This window comes from Nonomuraea sp. B5E05 (assembly GCF_039880665.1).
Taxonomy (GTDB): domain Bacteria; phylum Actinomycetota; class Actinomycetes; order Streptosporangiales; family Streptosporangiaceae; genus Nonomuraea.
The window spans coordinates 225,634-240,175 of sequence record NZ_JBDPMJ010000002.1 but is presented as its reverse complement, the minus strand read 5'-3'; the positions used below and the strand labels follow the sequence as shown (position 1 = coordinate 240,175).

Genomic DNA, 14,542 nt, shown 5'->3' with positions numbered 1-14,542 from the left:
ACTCCTTCAGTAGCCGAGTTTCCTCCGCAGGCGATCCAGCTCGCCCATGGCGTCGTTCATCATGCTGTCGAACGCCTGCTGCGCCTCGGCGACCTTCGCCAGTGCCGTGTCCGGGTCGGCCAGTGCGGGGTCCAGGCCACCGAACGAGTCGCCCATGATCGTGGAAACCTGGCGCTGGAGGTCGGCGTCGGCGTCACGGATGGCGGCGAGAATCGCTTCGGACATCTCCTTGACGCTCATCCGCTTCGCCCTCGGATCGATGTCGAGCCGGGTCACGCCGCCCTGCGCGGTGCATTCAACCACGATGTGCCCGTTGGCCGCTGTGGCCCGGCCGACCACCGCCGCGGCCTCCTTCTGTGCGGTCGCGAATCTGCTCGCGCGCTGCTGGGAATCTCGCAGGAACGCCTCGACGTCGATGTTCGCGAAGCTGCCAAGCGGGCTCTCCACCGGTTTCCTCCGTTGTGTGTGAAATTCAACAGACGGTAAATAGCACAAGTCGCTTCTGTCGCGCCATCCAGGCACGGCGGCAGGACCTTTGCCACGTGTGCTAGATTTTGGCCATGCGGTCAGAAAATGAGCCGAGTGGCCAGAAGCGGCGCTCCTTCATCGAGGAGGCCAGGCGTGCCCAGATCGTCGCGTCCGCCGTGGAGGTGATCGCCGAGGGCGGGTTCTCCCAGGCCTCGCTGGCGCGCATAGCCCAGCATGCGGGCATCAGCAAGGGCGTCATCTCCTACCACTTCGCCGGCAAGGACGAGTTGATGGTGGAGGTGGTCGAACGGGCCTACGCCCTCATCTCCGAGGCCGTGGCGGCCAGGATGCAGGGCCTGAGCTCGGCCCGCGACCTGCTCAGGGCCTACATTCTCGGCGTCGCCGAGCACATGCGCGGCCACCGCGCGCAGCTGAAGGCGCTGGGAGAGATCTTCGCCAACCTCAGGGGCGACAACGGGCGCCCGCGCTACGGGATCAAGGCCAACGAGGAGATCTTCCGGCTGCTGGAAGGGATCTATGCGATGGGCCAGCAGAGCGGAGAGTTCCGGCCCTTCGACCGCCGTGTCATGGCCGTCACGCAGTCCTCCGCCATCGACAACATGTTCGCCTACTGGGTCGCCTACCCCGATCACGATCTCGACGCGCACGCCAGGGAACTGGCCGACATCTTCGAAAGGGCATGCACAGCATGAAGACCGAGCCAAGGGCCACGACCCGCCTCCACGCGGTCGACAACCTGAGGATCGTGCTGACCGTGCTGGTCGTCGCCCACCACGTGGCGGTCACCTACGGAAACATCCCCCTCTGGTTCTACACCGAGCCCGCCAAGGACCCCTCAGGTGGACTGCTCGACCTCCTGGTCTCCTTCAACCAGGCGTTCTTCATGGGCTTCTTCTTCCTCATCTCCGGCTTCTTCACCCCCCGCTCCTACGACCGCAAGGGCGGCCGCGCCTTCATGCGCGACCGGCTCATACGGCTGGGCATCCCGCTGCTCGTCTTCCTCTTCCTGCTGCGGCCGCTGGTCAACTTCTCCGGATACGCCGAGTGGGCCGCGCCCGCGGGCATGCCGTACTGGCACTACTACATCGGCTCCTGGGACCCGGGGCCCATGTGGTTCGCGGAGGTGCTGATCGTCTTCGCGCTGGTCTACGTGGTGTGGCGGAGCCGGCGCCGGCCGGTCGACCAGCGTTCGGTCCCTCTCAGGTTCGGCTGGATCGCGCTGTTCGTCCTGGGGTTGGCGGTCGCGACGTTCCTGTGGCGGATCCCGGTGCCGACCGGCAGCTACGTGCCGGTGCTCGGGCTGCCTTCGCCGCAGTGCCTGCCGCAGTACGCGGCCATGTTCGTGCTCGGGTGCGTCGCCTTCAGGCGCGGCTGGTTCGAGACGCTGCCGGCCAAGGCCGGGCCGCTCGGCCTCGTCGCGGCGGGCGTGTCCAGCGCGGTGCTGGTGCCGGCGCAGTTCATGACGGCCGGCGCACTGTCGTCGGCGCTGACGGCCCTGTGGGAGTCGGTCTTCGCGGTCGGCATGATCATCGGGCTGACCGTGGTCTTCCGTGAGCGCTTCGGCAATCAGGGGCCGCGCGGCAGGTTCCTGTCCGACCACGCCTTCACCGTCTACATCATCCACCCGCTCGTGCTGGTCGCCCTCGGCTACGCGCTGAGCCCGATCCAGGCGATCGCGATCGTCAAGTTCGCCATCATGCTCGTCATCGCGCTGCCCGCGTGCTGGGCGCTGGCCTACGCGGTGCGGTCGCTGCCCGGAGCCAAGCGGGTGTTGTGAGCATCTCCGGCAGCGGGGCGGCCCGGCCGCCGGCCACGCGCACGTACGTGATCGTGCCGACGGCGACCAGGCCGGCCCCGCGGTGCCGCGGGCGCACCGGGAGGTGCAGGATCAGGCCGGCGAGGCGTAGAAGGAGTCGAGGACGTCGCCGTGGAGCTCCTCCACCGCCTTGCGCTTGATCTTGAGGCTGGGGGTCAGCTCGCCCGTCTCGACGGTGAAGTCGTCAGCGAGGATCGCGAACTTCTTGACCGTCGCGTAGCTCGCCTCGCCGGCGTTGACCTGATCGATCGCCTTCTCGACCTCCGCGCGCATGCGCGGGTGCTCGCACAGCTCGCGGGGGTCCGAGGGCAGCGACTCGGCCTGCGCCCACGGCCTGACGACGTCCATGTCGAGGGTGACCAGCGCCGTCACGTAGTTGCGCCGGTCGCCGTGCACGAACACGTGGGACGCGTACGGGCAGGCGGCCTTGATCCGGCCCTCCAGGTAGGTCGGCGCCACGTATTTCCCGCCCGAGGTCTTGATCAGCTCCTTCTTGCGGTCGGTGATGACCAGCCGCCCGGCCTCGTCGAGCTCGCCGATGTCGCCCGTGTGGAGCCAGCCGTCCTGCAGGGCCGCCGCCGTCTCCTCCGGCAGGCCGTGGTAGCCGCGCATGATGCCGCGCCCGCCGATCAGGATCTCGCCGTCGTCGGCGATGCGCACCTCGGTGCCGGGGAACGGCTGCCCGACCGTCCCGAACCGCACCGACTCGGGCCGGTTGAGGAAGCTGCCGGCCGACGACTCGGTCAGGCCGTACCCCTCGAGGATCGTCAGGCCGGCCGCGTCGAAGAACTCGGCGATGTCCTGCGACAGAGGGGCGGCGCCCGAGATGAAGAAGCGGATCCGGCCGCCGAACCGTTCGCGGAGCTTGGCGAAGACCAGGCGGTCGGCCAGGGCGTACTCGATCCTCGTGGTGATCGGGACGGAGACACCGCGCTGGCGGGCACGCGCGACCCTGATGCCCGTCCGCTTCGCCCAGGTGAAGATGGGCAGCTTCGCGCCGCCCTCGCGCCGCACGTTGGCCACGACCGTGTTGTGGATCTTCTCGAAGATGCGCGGCGCGGCCGCCATGACCGTCGGCCGCAGCACGCCCAGGTTGTCGGCGATCTTGTCGAGCCGGCCGTCGATCGCCGTGGGCACGCCGGCGTCGATCATCACGACCTCCAGCAGCTTGCCGAACGAGTGCGACAGCGGCAGCCACAGGAAGTGCAGGTCGGACGCGGAGATCAGCTCGATCTCGCGCACGGCGCCGGCCGCGTAGAGCCAGTTGTCGTGGGTCAGCTCCACGCCCTTGGGCCTGCCGGTGGTGCCCGAGGTGTAGATGAGCGTGGCCAGGTCGTCCTGGGCGATGGCGTCGACCATGGCGTCGTAGTCGCCGCCCGCGGGGTCCTCGCCGAGCGAGTCGAGGGTGATCACCCAGCCGTCGTCGCCCGGCGAGCCGTCGATCACCACGACGTGGGTGACGTCGGGCAGTTCCTTCCGCACGGACCTGATCTTGGCGACCTGGTCGTCGTTCTCGGCGATGACGATCGTGCTGCCCGAGTCGGTGATGACGAAGGCGGACTCGGCGGCCGTGTTGGACGGGTAGATCGTCGTCGTGGCCGCCCCCGTGGACAACACCGCCAGGTCGGCCAGGATCCATTCGAGCCTGGTGGAGCAGAGGATCGACACGCGCGTGCCCGGCCCGGCGCCGAGCCGGGCCAGCCCCAGCGCCAGGCCGCGCACCCGCTCGCCCACCTCCCGCCATGACAGCGAGCTCCAGCCTTCGTCGGAGGGCACCCGGTACGCCTCGGCGTCTGGAGTCGCCGCGATCCTGTCGCGCAGCAAGGACGGAATGCTGGACATGCCTGACCTCCTGGAGGGTGTGTGGGGCCGACTCTAGGACCACGGCGGCGTCTCAGTCGATGGTCCTGATCGACCGTCCTCCGGGAGCGGCGGTCGCGACCATGCGTGAGGTTCGCACCTCCCAGACGCCGCAGGCGCACCTCAGGTAGGAGACCAGGCCCTCGGACGTGCGGTGAGAGGAGACGACGGTCAGGGCGAGAGGGTCGTGCTGATCTGCGGAGTGCATGATTCCAACCTGATGTAATGGCCTTGTGCATTTCAACGCTTACGGCGGCAACGGGGCGGCCCTCGCGGCGGCGCTGGTCAACGCGACCGACTTCAGCCCGGCGGCGGTCGAGGCGATCCTCACCGAGCACCGCCTGCTGCGCGCAGCCGTCACCCCGGCACAGGCGGGGGAGCTGCGGGAGTGGGCACGACGGCTCCGCCCGGTGTTCGGGGAGCTCGACCAGGACACCCAGATCAGGTTGGTCAACGAGCTGCTCGACGTGACCGCGTCCAAGCCGTACGTGAGCGCCCACGACGGCCGCGAGCCCCACCTGCACTTCTTCTCGGTCGACGCCGACATCGTGGCCAGGGCGAAGGACACCACGGCCGGCGGCCTGGCCATGGCCATGTCGTTCGCCGGCGGCCGGCGGCTGGGGCGGTGCGACAGGGACGGCTGCGGTGTCGTCTACATCGACACCTCGCGCAACGGGCGCCGCCGGTTCTGCTCGCCGGCCTGCGCCAACAGGGTCAACGTCGCGGCGCATCGGGCACGCGGCCTTGCCAGGTGATCTGCACGTCGCATAAACTTCCGGTCGTCTTATCGCCGATCCGTGGGGGCAGCCGACGTGAGGATCTGAGGTCGCGGGCACCGCGCCGTTCCGCCCTGTCCTGGGCCTGCGCGCACACCTGACCTCGGCGACATCCTCGCTTCGATCACGGACTCCGTACGAGTTCCCCTGGGTTGCGCGTCTATGCGGTGATTTCCCGCCACGTCACGACATTTCGACGTTTGTGATTGGGAGCCGCCTTATGTCTTTCTCTCTTGTCCTCGATCATGTCTCCTTCGCCTGGCCGGACGGCGGCAAGGTGCTCGACGGGCTCGACGCCGCGTTTCCCGCGGGGCGTACGGGGCTCATCGGGCTCAACGGATCGGGCAAGTCCACCCTGATCAAGATCATCGCTGGCGAGCTGGCCCCGCGGTCCGGGTCCGTCTCCGTCTCGGGGGAGGTGGGATACCTGCCGCAGAGCGTGCCGCTCGCCGCCGGCCGTACCGTGTCCGACCTGCTGGAGATCAGCGCGACGAGGACGGCGCTGCACGCCATCGAGAGCGGCGACGTCGCCGAGGAGCATTTCACCGCGGTCGGCGACGACTGGGACGTCGAGGAACGCGCGCGGGCCGAGCTCGACCGCCTCGGCCTCGCCCACATCGGCCTGGACCGCACGGTCGGCACGCTGTCCGGCGGCGAGAGCGTCATGGTCGCGCTCGCCGCCCAGCTGCTGAAACGGCCCGACGTGCTGCTGCTCGACGAGCCCACCAACAACCTCGATCTCGACGCCAGGCGGAGGCTCTACGCCGCCGTGTCCGCCTGGCAGGGCGTGCTGCTGCTCGTCAGCCACGACCGGGCGCTGCTCGACCTCGTCGATCAGATCGCCGAGCTGCGCGACGGCGCCGTGCGCATGTACGGCGGCAACCTGAGCGCCTACGAGGAGCAGGTCGCGGCCGAGCAGGAGGCCGCCGAACGTACGGTGCGCACCGCGGAAGGCGAGGTGAGACGGCAGCAGCGCGAGCTCGTCGAGGCTCGCACCAGGATCGACAGGGGCCTGCGCACGGGCAGGAAGGCGTTCGAGAACAAGAAGGCGCCGAAGATCGTCGCGAACGGGCTCAAGCGCAAGGCCCAGGTGAGCGCGGGCAAGCAGCGCTCCCTGCACATGGAGAAGCTGGAGGAGGCCCGCGAGCGGCTGACCGAGGCCGAGCAGTCGGTGCGCGACGACGCGGAGATCCGCATCCAGCTGCCGGGCACCGAGGTGCCGGCCGGCCGTACGGTCCTGACCCTCCCGCTGGACCCGCCCCCGGGGGGAGCAGCCGCCACGCGAGAGGACGGTCCTGAGGACGGTTCTGAGAACGGCGCTGAGGACGGCGCTGAGGAGGTCCGCATGGCCGTGCTGGAGACCCTGGTCGTGCGCGGACCGGAGCGCATCGCGCTGCTCGGGCCGAACGGCTCGGGCAAGACCACGCTGCTCAGGCGGATCCTGGCGCACGGCGCCCACGTGCCCGTCCGCTACCTGCCGCAGCGGCTCGACCTGCTGGACGACTCGCTGAGCGTGGTGGACAACGTGCGCGCCGCCGCCCCCTCCGCCTCGGTGAACGAGGTGCGCGCCCGCCTGGCGCGCTTCCTGTTCAGGGGTGAGCGGGCCAACCAGGCGGCCGGGACGCTGTCGGGCGGCGAGCGCTTCCGCGCGACGCTGGCCGCGCTGCTGTCGGCCGAGCCACCGCCGCAGCTGCTCCTGCTCGACGAGCCGACCAACAACCTCGACATGGCCAGCGTCGGTCAGCTCGCGCAGGCGCTGTCGGCCTACCGGGGCGCGCTCATCGTGGCGAGCCACGACATGCCGTTCCTGGAGACGCTGGGGATCACCCGCTGGCTGCACCAGGACAGGGAGGCCGGACTGGCCGAAACATGATTGACGGCCGGGGATCAACCGGGCGATAGTGTGGCAGGTGGCAGCACCGCGGTTGATTCCCTGCGTTCTCGCCCTGACAACCCTCACACTGTGCGCGTGCTCGGCCGGTTCGCCCTCGCCCACGGGGGGCGAGTCGAAGGCCGGCGGCCAGGGCGGCGCCCCCTCGGTCAGCGGCGCCACGCCCGCCGCGCCCAGCGCGACCGCCCTCACCCCCGAGGCGTACAAGGACGAGCTCGGCAGCGAGCGTAAGCCGATCCGCGACGCGCTCGACGCGCTGGCGGGCGCGCGCGGTCTCAAAGCGCTGGACCAGCGGCTCGGCCGCGCGGAAACGGCCCTGAGCGGGGGCGCCGACGAGCTGGCCGGCCTCACCCCGCCCGAGTCCGTACGCGCCCAGCACGACGCCTACGTCGCCGGCCTGCGCGCCGTCGCGTCCGCGCTGGCCTCCACCGGCGACAAGGTCGGCGACAGGGACCTGTGCACCTCCTCGGCCGTGCTCACCGACCTCGACGACGCGCTGGACCAGCTCGACGAGGCCGGAGAGGCCCTGGAGAGCGCCGGAGACTACAAGGCCGACGTCGTCGGCGTGACGGCCGGGAAGAAGCAGAACAGGAGGCTGCGCAACGGCTCGTACGTGCGCAAGAGCACGCTCAACGGCCGCAGCTCACTGGAGATCGACAACGGCGGCAGCCGCGACGCGGTGATCACCGCCGTGCGGGGCGGCAGCAAGGCGTTCAGCGTCTACGTGCGCAAGAACGCGACGTACAAGGTGCGGGGCGTGCGCGACGGCACGTACCGGATCTATTTCACGCACGGCGTCGACTGGGACGGCAAGCGCAAGGCGTTCACCCGCGACTGCAGCTTCGAGAGGTTCCAGAAGACGGTGAAGTTCAGGACGACCTACACCGCCACGCAGATTCGCTGGCACGACTGGCGGGTCACCCTGCACGCCATCTCCGGCGGCAACGCCCGCACCTCCCCGGTGGACCCGGACGACTTCCCCGGCTGAGAACCGCGCGAGGGCCGCGCACCCGCCCGGTGCGCGGCCCTCGACGAGACGAGCCGGCTCAGCTCGAGAACAGCATGCCCACCCAGCTGCCCTTGCGGTGACCCTTGTGTCCGTAGTGGCCGCCGTGGCCGCCGTGCGGTGCGCCCCACGCGGGGCCGGGGCCGGGGGCGGGAGGGGGAGCCGAGTGATACTGCGACTCCATCCGGGACAGCGTCTCGAGCTCGCCGTAGTCGAGGAAGATCCCGCGGCAGTTGTCGCACTGCTCGATGTGGACGCCGTTGCGCTCATAGGTCCGCATGTTTCCGTGGCACTTGGGGCAATGCATCTGAGTCGCTCTCCTTGGCTCTGAGGTCTCCAGGGTGAAACCTACCGCGCGCAACCCCGTCACGCCCGGACGATTCTGTTGCACGCTTCGATCAACGAATGCTCCACCTCGTCCAGTTCCCGGCTCTCGCGTTCGGCGTTGACCACCGCGACGGCGGCCAGCTGGATGGTGAGCGCCCTGGCCGGTACGTCGAGCCGCTGCCACGGGTCGTCGCCCTGGCCCAGCGCAGGTCCGCCGGAGGCCTGGTAGGCCCCCAGGAACCGGGCCCAGACGTCCGGGGCGAGCAGGCCTGCGGCGTACCAGGCGGCCGGCCTGGCGAGATCCCACGCCGGGTCGCCGACGCCGAGATCGTCGACGTCGATGAGCAGCCACCCGTCGCGGTCGACCAGCTGGCCCAGATGCCAGTCGCCGTGCGTGAGCAGCCCCGGCTGCGGGTCGGTCGCGGGCAGGCGCATGAAGGCCCTCCTGACGAGCCGCGCGACCGGGCCGTCCCCGGACATGCGCCCCACCGCGCGGGCGGCCCTCGCGGGCCCACCGGCCGCGGGCAGGACCGGCAGCAGCGTCAGGGGGACGGCGTGCAGCCGGGCCAGCAGCCTGGCCCCCTCCTCCCACGGGGCGCAGCCCGGATCGTCGTCGCGCGCGACAGGCCGCCCCGCGGGCCACACCGTCACCGCGCGCCCGGCCACCGTCAGCACCTCGGGCTCCAGCGGGGCCAGCATCACGCCGCTCACCGCGGCCGAGGCGGCGGCCCGTAACCTCGGCCGCAACGCCCCGGCGTCGTCACGCGCCGAGTGAGCCTTCACCACGACCTCGCCCCTGCGTAACACCACGACATCGGTGCGGGTCGGGTGCAGCTCGGGCACGCCCGTGCCGCCGTACGCCGCGGCGACGCCCGCCAGCTCCGCCTCCAGACTCACCGGTACAGACTATTCGGCAGTGCTGGGGGCGCGTGCCGCCGGGTGCCATCGCCAGAGCGCGACACGGAGGTCCTGGAGCTCCGCTGCGACGGCTACGCCAACCTGCTGCGGATCGCGAACCTGATCGCGTGGGCTGCCGACTGGCGAGGTCGTGCGCACTGACGGGGGGTCGTAAGCCGCAAGCGTGCCGCACGTGCCGGCGCCGCCGGCTTCCAGCACGCTCCTTGCCCTCGTACCGGGTGGCCACCGGCAGAACCCGCTGAGCGACCTCTCGCAGCGAGCCGTACGTCACCCAGCGGGTTCGATACGGAGGACGGCGGCGGTGTCGAGGATCTCGGCGACCTCCAGGCTCATCGCGTCGTTGATGGTCGCTACGGTTCCCTGGTCGCAGCTCAGCCGGACACCGCCGCCGCCCTCCGACGACACGCCGCCGCCACCGGAACAGCCCGAGATGCTGTAGCCCGACCCGGTCAGCGGCGCGAACATCTCGACCGCGCCGCCGGTGATCGCTGTCACCTCGATCGGTCCGAGGCCGTACTTTTCCGGCACTGTCACGACGTCCCCCACGGCGACCTTGATTTCGCACGTCCCGTCGGCGCACGGTCCGGTCGGCGAGGGCGACGGCATGGCCGTCTCCGTGGGACTGGACGCCGGTGACCCGGAGCCGGACCTGCTGGGCTGACCCTCGGTGGGGGATACGCTCGAAGAATCCGTGGAACACGACGTGAGAGCGGCGAACGCGACAGCGACAACAACGGCGACGGCGGCGGCGGATGATCTTCTACGCATCATGATTGACCATGGAACCGTGCCCCGACCGGTAACGTCCACTGGCGTAGCCGGCGGATCCCCGTCGCCGTCATCGAAGAACGCTCGTCCTGGCGGGCAAGGGCGTCAGCGAGCCCCGCATCCGCAACACGGTGGCCAGCGGCACCCGCGGCGGCATGCCGGACCGCGAACGCCGAGGCAGCAGCAGAAGGCCCGTTCCCGGGACGAGATCGTCTCGGTCAGACTGGAGGGCATGAGAGTGGGTTTCGCAGTCCCCCAGTCAGGGCCATGGGCCACCCCGGCCAACATGCGCCGCGTCGCCACGCGGGCGGAGGAGCTCGGCTACCACGAGCTGTGGACGTACCAGCGGCTGCTCTATCCGGTGGGGCACCCGATGGGGCCGACCTACCGCGCCGTGCACGACCCGCTGATCACGTTGGCGCACCTGTCGGGCGTGACGGGCGGGATCGGCCTGGGCGTCGCCGTGGTCAACGTCTACGTGCCGCCGGTGCTGCTGGCCAAGCAACTGGCCACGCTGCAGACGGTCGCGGGCGGACGGCTCACCGCCGGGATCGGGCTGGGCTGGCTGCCCGAGGAGTTCACGGCGGCGGGCGCCGGCATGGAGCGGCGCGGCCGCAGGGGCGAGGAGTTCGTCGAGGTGCTGCGCAAGGCGTGGCGCGACGACGTGGTCGAGCACGACGGGGAGTTCTACCGGGTGCCGCCCGCCCACATCGACCCCAAGCCGGTGCCCGCGCCGCCACGCCTGCTGCTCGGCGGCACCGCCGAGGTCGCGCTGCGCCGCGCCGCCCGGCTGGCCGACGGGTGGGTCAGCTCCAGCAGGGAGGACCTGTCCGGCATCGCGGGCAGGGTGGAGCTGATCAAGGCGGAGCTGGCGGCGTCGGGGCGCGAGGCGACCGGGTTCCGGTTCGTGTGCCGGGGCGTCACCCAGGTCCGGCCCGGTGCCGAGGACCGTCCGCTGACGGGCACGTACGACAAGATCAGAGCCGATGTGGCCGGCCTGGCGGCCCGCGGCGTGACGGACGTCTTCCACGACCTCAACTTCGACCGCGAGATCGTCACAGCCGAGCCCGAGGAGGCGATGCGCCGGGCCGAGGAGGCCCTGGAGGCGCTGGCGCCCTAGGCTCCGCCGCCGTAGGGCACCGTGATGATCTCCAGGTTGTGGCCGTTGGGGTCTTCCCAGTAGAGGCCGCGGCCGCCGTCGTTGGTGTTGATCTCGCCCGGCCGCCGGTGGTGCGGGTCGGCCCAGTAGGTCAGCCCGCGCTCCTCGATGCGCCCCTTGATCAGGTCGAACTCCTCCTCGCCGACCAGGAACGCGTAGTGCTGCGGATGCACGGGCTCGCCCGCCTGGACGACGTCGAGCGAGACGTCGTTGCCGAGCGAGACGACGCGGAACGGGCCGTAGACCGGTGGCGGCTCCAGCCCCAGGACGTCGGCCAGGAACGCGGCGGTCGCGTCTCTGTCCTTCGCCGCGACGATGGTGTGGTTCAGGTGGACAGCCATAATCGCAGGCTACGCCAGCGCCACGGGGAGCGTGCCGACGCCGTTGACGAAGTTCGACGGCAACCAGGTCGCCGGGCCCGTCACCGTGATCGCCGACACGCTCGCCCGCAGCTCGGCCAGCAGCGCGCGGATCTCGGCCCGGGCGAGCTGGGCGCCCAGGCAGAAGTGCGGGCCGTGACCGAACGTGAGGTGCCGGTTCGGCGTCCTGCCGACGTCGAAGCGGTCCGGGTCGTCGAAGACGGCCTCGTCACGGTTGGCGGACACCGTCCACAGCGCCACCACGTCGCCGGCCGCGACCTGCCGCCCGGCCAGCTCCGCGTCCCGCGTGGCGATCCTCCCGACGTGGGCGGCCGGGGTGGTCCAGCGCAGGACCTCCTCGACGGCCGGGTCGACGAGCGCGGGGTCCTCGCGCAGGCGCGCCCACTCCTTGTCGTACGTGGCCAGCGCCAGCAGCCCGCCGGCCATCGCCAGGCGGGCCGTCTCGTCGCCGCCGATGATGAGGTTGTAACAGTTGAGCAGCACCTCCTCCTCGGTCAGGTCGCTGCCGACGAGCAGGCTGATCACGTCGTCGCCCGGCGCATGCCTGCGCCGGGCGGCCAGGCGCGTGTAGTAGAGCAGGATCTCGCTCTGGGCGATCATCGCCGCCGGCGGCGCGCTCCCCGCCTGCTGTCCGGCCCGCTGTCCGGCCGGGGTCTCGCCCAGCATGGCCTCGCCGGTCAGCTCCAGCACGCGCTGCCGATCCTGCTCGGGGACGCCGAGCAGCTCGCAGATGGCACGCAGGGGCACCTGGGCGGCCACCTCCGCCACGAAGTCGCCGCCGCCGCGCCGCACGAGCGCACCGAGCAGGTCGCGGGTGGCCTCCTCGATCGAGCGCGTGACCGGGCCGAGCGCGCGCGGGCCGAAGCCGGGCGCCAGCAGGCGGCGCAGGCGGGTGTGCCCGGGCCCGTCCGTGACGACCAGCATCTTGCCCGCGCCGGGATCGTGCCCGCGCAGGAGGGTCCGCAACATGTTGCCCTGGAGCGAGCTGAACGTGTCCGGGTCGCGCACGACGCGCAGCACGTCGGCGTGGCGGGTCACGCTCCAGAACCGCTCGTGCCTGCGCACCGGGTCGTGGGCGCGCAGCCAGCGCCACACGGGGGTGAGGTCGTGGGCGGCGTGGAGCGCGGGATCGAGCAGGTCGAGCGCGTCGATCCCGGCCGGGTCCTGGCTGGGCCTCATGATTCCAGCTCGTCCAGCAGGGCGCCGAGCGGGTCGTCGTCCGGGTCGCTCAGGACGCGGGAGATGAGCTCCTCCAGCGGCAGCTCCTCCAGGAACAGCTCGATGGGCGCCTCCAGGCCGAAGCGGTCGCGCAGCTCGCCGACCAGGAAGACGGCGGTCAGGGAGTCGCCGCCGACGGCGAAGTACGTCCTGGTCAGGTCCTCCCTGCCGGGCAGGTCCAGGGTGGTCAGGAACAGCTCGGTCACCGCGGTCCTCATGTCCTGCGGCTGTTCGGGTTCGGGAGGCGGCGGGGCGCCGACGGTGAGCGCGCCGTGGTGTTCGCCCGCGAACGGGTACGCGGGCAGGTGGACCCGCCGCCCGCCCGCCTGTGGCCAGGCGACGTTCCCGCCCCGGACCCACGCGTCACCCAGCGCGGAACCACCGCCGCCCGTCGCCTCTCCGCGCGCGGCGAGCGCCTCCAGCGCGGCGGCGGCTTCGTCGAGGGTCGTGGCGACCACGTAGGCGCGGGCGTCCAGGGCGGCACGGCCCGTGGCCAGGGTGTGGGCGACGTCGGCCGGCGAGGGCGCGCCGGGCGCGCGCAGCGCCTCCGCCAGCCGGCCCGCCGCCGTGGCCAGCTGGGCAGGGGTGCGGGCCGACAGCGGCAGCACCAGGGGCGGCCCGCCTTGCCCAGGCGCAGGGGCCGGGGCGGGAGGTTCTGACAGGACGACGTGGACGTTGGTGCCGCCGATGCCGAGGGACGAGACTCCGGCGAGGCGCGGGCCGGTCGCGGGAGGGGCCCACTCCGTGGTGGTGGTGAGCAGGTGGAACGGGGTGGAGTCGAGGTCGAGGTCGGGGTGAGGGCGGGTGACGTTCACCGTGGGCACCATCGTGCGGTGCCGGAGCATCAGCGCGGCCTTGATCAGCCCGGTGACGCCCGCGGCCGCGTTCAGGTGGCCGACGTTGGACTTCACGGAGCCGATCGCGCACCCGGACGCGCCCGCGAAGGCCGCCGCGGCGGCCGCCACCTCGATCCGGTCGCCGAGGTCCGTCCCGGTGCCGTGCGCCTCCAGGAACTGCGCGTTCGCGGGTTCGAGACCGGCCGCCGCCCACGCCTCGACGATGGCGGTCGTCTGCCCGTCCACGCCGGGCGCGGTGAACCCCACCCGCCCGGCGCCGTCGTTGCTGAGCGCCGTGCCGCGGACGACCGCGTGGATCGCGTCGCCGTCGGCCAGGGCGTCCTCCAGGCGTTTGAGCACCACCAGCCCGACGCCGTTGCCGCCGACGGTGCCCGCCGCCTTCTCGTCGAAGGGCCGGCACCGCCCGTCGGGCGAGAAGATGCCGCCGGGCTCGTACAGGTATCCCCGCCTGTACGGCGAGTCGATCGACACGCCGCCGGCCAGCGCCAGGTCGCACTCGCTGAGCAGCAGCGCCTGGACCGCCATGTGCACGGTGGCCAGCGACGTCGAGCAGGCCGTCTGCACGGTCATGCTGGGGCCGGTCAGGTTCAGCCGGTACGACAGCCACCCGGCCATGAACTCCCTGTCGGTGAACATCCGCACCTGCAGGGGCCCGAGCCGGGCCCGCAGCCCCGGATCGAGCTGCGCGGCGAGCGCGTGGTCGCTGGGCTCGCCGCCCACGTACACGCCGGTCCTGTCGGGAGCCGCGCGCGGGTCGTGCCCGGCGTCCTCCAGCGCCGACCACGCCGTCTCCAGCAGCTGCCGCAGCTGCGGATCCAGGGCCCGCGCCTCCGCCGCGCCGAACCCGAACAGCTCGTGCTCGAAGCGGTCCGCGTCCGCCAGGAACCCCTTGGACGGCACGTAGCCGGGATGGCGCAGCTCGTCGGCGGGCACGCCGTCGGCCAGCAGCTCCTCCTCGCCGAAGTCGGCGATCGAGCAGACGCCGTCACGCAGGTTGGCCCAGAAGCCGGCCACGTCGCGGGCTCCGGGGAAGCGGCCGCTCATCCCCACGATGGCCACAGCAGGTGCGTCGGTCAT

The 14,542-nt window shown here is 71.6% G+C and carries 15 protein-coding genes; 6 read left to right on the top strand and 9 right to left on the bottom strand.

Annotation, left to right across the window (positions count from 1 at the left end; translation table 11 throughout):
• Positions 1-6 precede the first annotated feature (6 nt).
• Positions 7-447: a YbaB/EbfC family nucleoid-associated protein gene (locus ABGB01_RS04520; RefSeq protein ID WP_347770586.1), complete on the bottom strand. Its 441-nt coding sequence runs from the start codon at positions 445-447 to the stop codon at positions 7-9.
• 113 nt (positions 448-560) lie between these two features.
• Between ABGB01_RS04520 and ABGB01_RS04515 the strand changes: the two genes are divergently transcribed.
• Both ABGB01_RS04515 and ABGB01_RS04510 read left to right on the top strand, forming a co-directional pair.
• On the top strand, positions 561-1,181 hold the full coding sequence (locus tag ABGB01_RS04515) for a TetR/AcrR family transcriptional regulator (protein WP_347770584.1): 621 nt from the start codon (positions 561-563) through the stop codon (positions 1,179-1,181).
• Positions 1,178-2,266 (top strand): acyltransferase family protein, encoded by a 1,089-nt coding sequence (locus ABGB01_RS04510; protein ID WP_347770582.1) that lies wholly within the window; start codon positions 1,178-1,180, stop codon positions 2,264-2,266. The genes ABGB01_RS04515 and ABGB01_RS04510 overlap by 4 nt, the downstream gene beginning before the upstream one ends.
• Before the next feature lie 111 nt (positions 2,267-2,377).
• Here ABGB01_RS04510 and ABGB01_RS04505 read toward each other — a convergent pair whose 3' ends face one another.
• Complete coding sequence (locus ABGB01_RS04505; RefSeq protein WP_347770580.1) at positions 2,378-4,147, bottom strand: long-chain fatty acid--CoA ligase; 1,770 nt, start codon at positions 4,145-4,147, stop codon at positions 2,378-2,380.
• Positions 4,148-4,199: 52 nt separating this feature from the next.
• Positions 4,200-4,373 (bottom strand): hypothetical protein, encoded by a 174-nt coding sequence (locus ABGB01_RS04500; RefSeq protein WP_347770578.1) that lies wholly within the window; start codon positions 4,371-4,373, stop codon positions 4,200-4,202.
• 25 nt (positions 4,374-4,398) lie between these two features.
• Here ABGB01_RS04500 and ABGB01_RS04495 point away from each other — a divergent pair, with 25 nt between their 5' ends.
• From ABGB01_RS04495 to ABGB01_RS04485, 3 genes are all read left to right on the top strand, one after another.
• Positions 4,399-4,920, top strand: a complete 522-nt coding sequence (locus ABGB01_RS04495; protein WP_347770576.1) for a CGNR zinc finger domain-containing protein — start codon at positions 4,399-4,401, stop codon at positions 4,918-4,920.
• A gap of 241 nt (positions 4,921-5,161) precedes the next feature.
• Positions 5,162-6,814 carry an ABC-F family ATP-binding cassette domain-containing protein gene (locus tag ABGB01_RS04490; protein ID WP_347770574.1) on the top strand — a complete coding sequence of 551 codons (1,653 nt, stop codon included), beginning with the start codon at positions 5,162-5,164 and terminating at the stop codon, positions 6,812-6,814.
• 37 nt (positions 6,815-6,851) lie between these two features.
• Positions 6,852-7,820: a hypothetical protein gene (locus tag ABGB01_RS04485; protein ID WP_347770572.1), complete on the top strand. Its 969-nt coding sequence runs from the start codon at positions 6,852-6,854 to the stop codon at positions 7,818-7,820.
• 58 nt (positions 7,821-7,878) lie between these two features.
• On the opposite strand, the gene ABGB01_RS04480 is transcribed toward ABGB01_RS04485, so the two are convergent.
• The 3 genes from ABGB01_RS04480 to ABGB01_RS04470 form a co-directional block, all read right to left on the bottom strand.
• Entirely contained in the window at positions 7,879-8,145 is a 267-nt protein-coding gene (locus ABGB01_RS04480) for a zf-TFIIB domain-containing protein (RefSeq protein ID WP_347621338.1), read from the bottom strand.
• Positions 8,146-8,204: 59 nt separating this feature from the next.
• Positions 8,205-9,062 (bottom strand): phosphotransferase, encoded by an 858-nt coding sequence (locus ABGB01_RS04475; RefSeq protein WP_347770570.1) that lies wholly within the window; start codon positions 9,060-9,062, stop codon positions 8,205-8,207.
• Positions 9,063-9,350: 288 nt separating this feature from the next.
• The gene (locus ABGB01_RS04470) at positions 9,351-9,689 is read right to left on the bottom strand and encodes a hypothetical protein (protein ID WP_347770568.1); all 339 of its coding nucleotides are present in this window, start codon (positions 9,687-9,689) and stop codon (positions 9,351-9,353) included.
• A 394-nt stretch (positions 9,690-10,083) separates the two neighbouring features.
• On the opposite strand from ABGB01_RS04470, the gene ABGB01_RS04465 reads away from it, so the two are divergent.
• Positions 10,084-10,971 carry a TIGR03619 family F420-dependent LLM class oxidoreductase gene (locus tag ABGB01_RS04465; protein ID WP_347770566.1) on the top strand — a complete coding sequence of 296 codons (888 nt, stop codon included), beginning with the start codon at positions 10,084-10,086 and terminating at the stop codon, positions 10,969-10,971.
• On the opposite strand, the gene ABGB01_RS04460 is transcribed toward ABGB01_RS04465, so the two are convergent.
• The 3 genes from ABGB01_RS04460 to ABGB01_RS04450 are packed head-to-tail and all read right to left on the bottom strand — an operon-like array spanning position 10,968 to position 14,542.
• A complete protein-coding gene (locus ABGB01_RS04460) occupies positions 10,968-11,351 on the bottom strand; it encodes a VOC family protein (protein WP_347770564.1) in 384 nt (127 codons plus the stop codon). The two genes, ABGB01_RS04465 and ABGB01_RS04460, sit on opposite strands and share 4 nt — an antisense overlap.
• A 9-nt stretch (positions 11,352-11,360) precedes the next feature.
• Positions 11,361-12,569 (bottom strand): cytochrome P450, encoded by a 1,209-nt coding sequence (locus ABGB01_RS04455; RefSeq protein WP_347770562.1) that lies wholly within the window; start codon positions 12,567-12,569, stop codon positions 11,361-11,363.
• A complete protein-coding gene (locus tag ABGB01_RS04450) occupies positions 12,566-14,542 on the bottom strand; it encodes a beta-ketoacyl synthase N-terminal-like domain-containing protein (protein WP_347770560.1) in 1,977 nt (658 codons plus the stop codon). The genes ABGB01_RS04455 and ABGB01_RS04450 overlap by 4 nt, the downstream gene beginning before the upstream one ends.